We start from the raw sequence: 3,674 nt of genomic DNA, 5'->3' as shown, positions 1-3,674 counted from the left end.
GATCGGCGCGATCGGGTCCCTGCGCGACCACGGCATCCGAGCGGGCGAAGACCTGGCGGTCGCCGGCTACCACGACACCCCGCTGGCCGCCGAACTGCCGATCCCGCTGACCTCGGTGCGGACCCCGGTGAAGCAGATGGGCAAGGCCGCCGTCGACATGCTCGCGCGGGCCATGGCCGGGGATGAGCCGGAATCCGTGCGCCTCCCCCCGACCCTGGTGATCAGAGCCTCCACCGACCCGAGCTGAGCACGGGTTCTCAGCCGCTGACCTTCGCGCGCCTCGCGCCCTTGCTCGTGATCGCCTGCCTTCTCTCGCTCTGACCGGATTGCGTCGCGGCACCCAACGCACTGGAACCGCGCACACCGGACCGCAGGTCCACTTCGGACTGCTCGATCGCGGATCCGTTCCAGGAGGCGGATTTGCGCATCAACTCGACCAGTGGTCCTTCGACCGCTGCTGCCGCGGCGTTTCAGCGGGCGCACGTCGGCGCGGTCCGGGCAGCGGGACGTGGCCGAGCTGGGATCACGAACCGCGTGGTTGCCAACCTCCACGAGTAACATGTTACTGTCCTGCCGCCGGTGACTTCCCCCACGATTCGAGTCGGGCGCCCTCCGCGCAGGCCCGCCTGCGGACGTCACCACCGATCACCCCCGAAGGGAGAGACCGCGGTGACGACAGCGTCCAACGAGGACATCCGCGCGCGCTTGCGGACCGACCGCGCCGCGCTGGGCGCATACGTTTCCGACGCCTCGATCTTCCGCCGCGTCCCCCGAGCTGTCCTCGAACCCCGGACCCGCGCTGAGATCCGGGCCGGGGTGCGCATCGCGCAGGAGGAGGGGTGGCCGATCACCGTCCGCGGCGGCGGCACCTCGGTGGCCGGGAACGGGATCGGCGAGGGCCTGATCATCGACACCTCGAGGCACTTCAACCGCATCCTCGAAATCGACCCGGAGGCGCGCACCGCCCGGATCGAACCCGGCGTCGTCTGCGACGCCCTGCGCGAGGCGGCGGCTCCCCACGGCCTCACCTACGGACCGGACCCCTCGACCCACAGCCGGTGCACCGTCGGCGGCATGATCGCCAACAACGCCTGCGGATCCCACTCGCTCGCCTGGGGAACTGCCGCGGACAACGTCGTCGAGCTCACCGTCATGCGCGCCGACGGCGAGCTGGTCACGTTGAAGCGAGGCGGGACGAGCGATCCCGAACTCGACCGGGCCCTCCTTCGCTTGCGGGACGAGAACCTCGCGCTGCTGCGCACCACCCTGGGTCGATTCCCCCGGCAGGTCTCCGGGTACGGGCTGCACCACCTGCTCCCGGAGAACGGCTTCGACACGGCCAAGGCCTTCGCTGGCTCCGAGGGAACCCTGGGCATCATCGTCGAGGCCGTCGTCCAGCTCGTCCCCGTGCCGGAGGCCACCGCCCTGGCCGTCCTCGCTTTCCCCACCGTCTTCGACGCTGCCGCGGCCGCGCCGCTGACCCGGCGCACCGGCGTGGTGACCTCCGAGGGCATGGGCGGAGATCTCCTCGACGTGCTGCGGATCAGCCAGGGCCACGACGCCGGTGACATCCTCCCGGGCGGTGTCGGTGATCCGCGCCCGGCAGGTGGCTGGCTCTACTGCGAGACCACCGGCGAGACGGCCGAAGACGCCCGGATGCGCGCCGAGGAACTCGTGGCCGAATTCGATTCGCACCCCCAGCACCGCACCGTGGACGCGGTGATCGTTTCCGATCCGGCCGAGATGCGGAAGCTCTGGCGGATCCGGGAATCCGCGGCGGGTCTCGTCACGCGCCTGCCCGACGGCGGCGAGGCCTGGCCGAACTGGGAGGACTCCGCCGTGCCGCCCGAGCAGCTCGCCGACTACCTCCGCGATCTCTACGCCCTGCTGGACGAGCACGGTCTGCGGGGCATCCCGTTCGGGCACTTCGGCGAAGGCTGCGTCCACATCCGCATCTCCTTCGAGCTCGGCACCGAGGACGGCCTCGATGTCTTCCGGGCCTTCATGTCCGATGCCGCCGCCACCGTCGCGGCCCACGGCGGTTCGCTCTCCGGCGAGCACGGCGACGGTCGGGCTCGGTCCGCTCTGCTGCCGCACATGTACCCGCCCGAGACGCTCGCGGCCTTCGCCGCGTTCAAAACGGCCTTCGATCCGGACTGCGCGCTCAACCCGGGTGTGCTCGTCGACCCCGATGCCGTTGACGTCGGGATCCGCCCGGCACCGGGGCAGCGAAGCAAGGAGTTCGTCCCCGTGCACGCGCTCAGCCGCGACCGGGGCTCACTCGTCAACGCCGTCAACCGATGCGTGGGCGTCGGCGCCTGCCGCTCGGACGAGGGGGCGATGTGCCCCTCCTTCCAGATCACCCGCGACGAGGTGCACAGCACTCGCGGCCGAGCCCGCATCCTCTCCGAGATGTTCCGCGGCGACCTCCACCCGGAGGGCACCGGCTCGGAGGACGTCAAGGACGCGCTCGATCTGTGCCTCTCGTGCCGGGCGTGCGCCTCCGAATGCCCCGTCAAAGTCGACATGGCCACTTACAAGTCGGAGTTCCTCCACCAGCACTACGCGGGTCGGCGCCGCCCCATGGCCCACTACTCGATGGGTTGGCTGCCGCTCACCAGCAGGGTTCTGCACCTCATCCCCGGCGCCGCGCGAGCGGTCAACGCCCTCCTGTCCATCCGCCCCGTGGAGAAGGCCGTCATGCGGCTCGGCGGCGTCGACGCCAGCCGCTCGATGATCCGCTTCTCCCCGCGCAGCTTCCAGTCCTTGTCGAAATCACGGCGGTTCCGCGCCGAGCAGCGGCCGACAGGTTCGACGTCGACCAGCGAGCAGCGCGTCTCCCGCGGAACGGTGGTGCTCTGGCCGGACAGCTTCACCAACCACCTGGACGCGAACGTGGCCACCGACGCCCATGCCGTCCTCAACGCGCTCGGCTACGACGTGATCGTTCCCCGCGGATTCCTCTGCTGCGGGCTGACCTGGCACTCGACCGGCCAACTCGCACGAACGCAGCAGGTCCTCGCCCGCACCCTGAAGTCGCTGGACGCGTGGATCGACGGCCGCACTCCCGTCGTCGTCCTCGAACCGTCCTGCGCATCGATGCTCACCGAAGAGGCCCCCGAACTCCTCGCCGCCGACCCGCGCTCGCACCGGCTGGCCGAGCAGGTCGTCACGCTCGGCGACGTCGTCGCCGGGCACGTCGACGACGCGGACTGGCCCTTCGGGGAACTGCCGATCCCGGCCCTCTCCCAGGTCCACTGCCACGAGCGCTCCCGCCGCGGCCACGGAGGCACCGGGACGACGTTGGCCCGTCTCGGCGTCGAGGAGTCCCAGATCGAGACCGGTTGTTGCGGGCTGGCAGGCAACTGGGGGTTCGAACCCGGTCATGCCGATCTCTCCCGCAGCCTCGCCGAGCGGGAACTGCTCCCGCGCATCCGCGAACTCGACGGGGAGGCCGTCGTGCTCGCCGATGGCTACTCCTGCCGCACGCAGATCCGCGAGGGCCTGGCCGACGGGGCCCGCGGCGCGGATCAGAAGCAGGGGCTCCACCTCGCCCAACTGCTCCGTCGAGCGCTCGGCACCAGCTAGCCACCGCGCGGTGGCCTCAGCACCCGACGACCACAAGCTCCACCGGGCACACCCCCGGCACCCCGCTCAGCGCTGTGCGGCTGAAC

Annotated in this window: 2 protein-coding genes; both read left to right on the top strand. The window is 71.0% G+C overall.

All coding sequences use genetic code 11. The features are described from left to right. A partial coding sequence (locus ABTZ89_RS36805; RefSeq protein ID WP_351053689.1) for a substrate-binding domain-containing protein occupies positions 1–247 on the top strand: 247 nt, incomplete at its 5' end. 422 nt (positions 248–669) lie between these two features. Then, entirely contained in the window at positions 670–3,588 is a 2,919-nt protein-coding gene (locus ABTZ89_RS36800; protein WP_351053686.1) for an FAD-binding and (Fe-S)-binding domain-containing protein, read from the top strand. Positions 3,589–3,674: the final 86 nt, after the last annotated feature.

Source organism: Saccharopolyspora sp. NPDC002686 (assembly GCF_040295745.1).
Taxonomy (GTDB): Bacteria; Actinomycetota; Actinomycetes; order Mycobacteriales; family Pseudonocardiaceae; genus Saccharopolyspora; species Saccharopolyspora oryzae.
The sequence above is the reverse complement of the archived record's forward strand: the minus strand, read 5'-3'. Positions and strand labels throughout refer to the sequence as shown.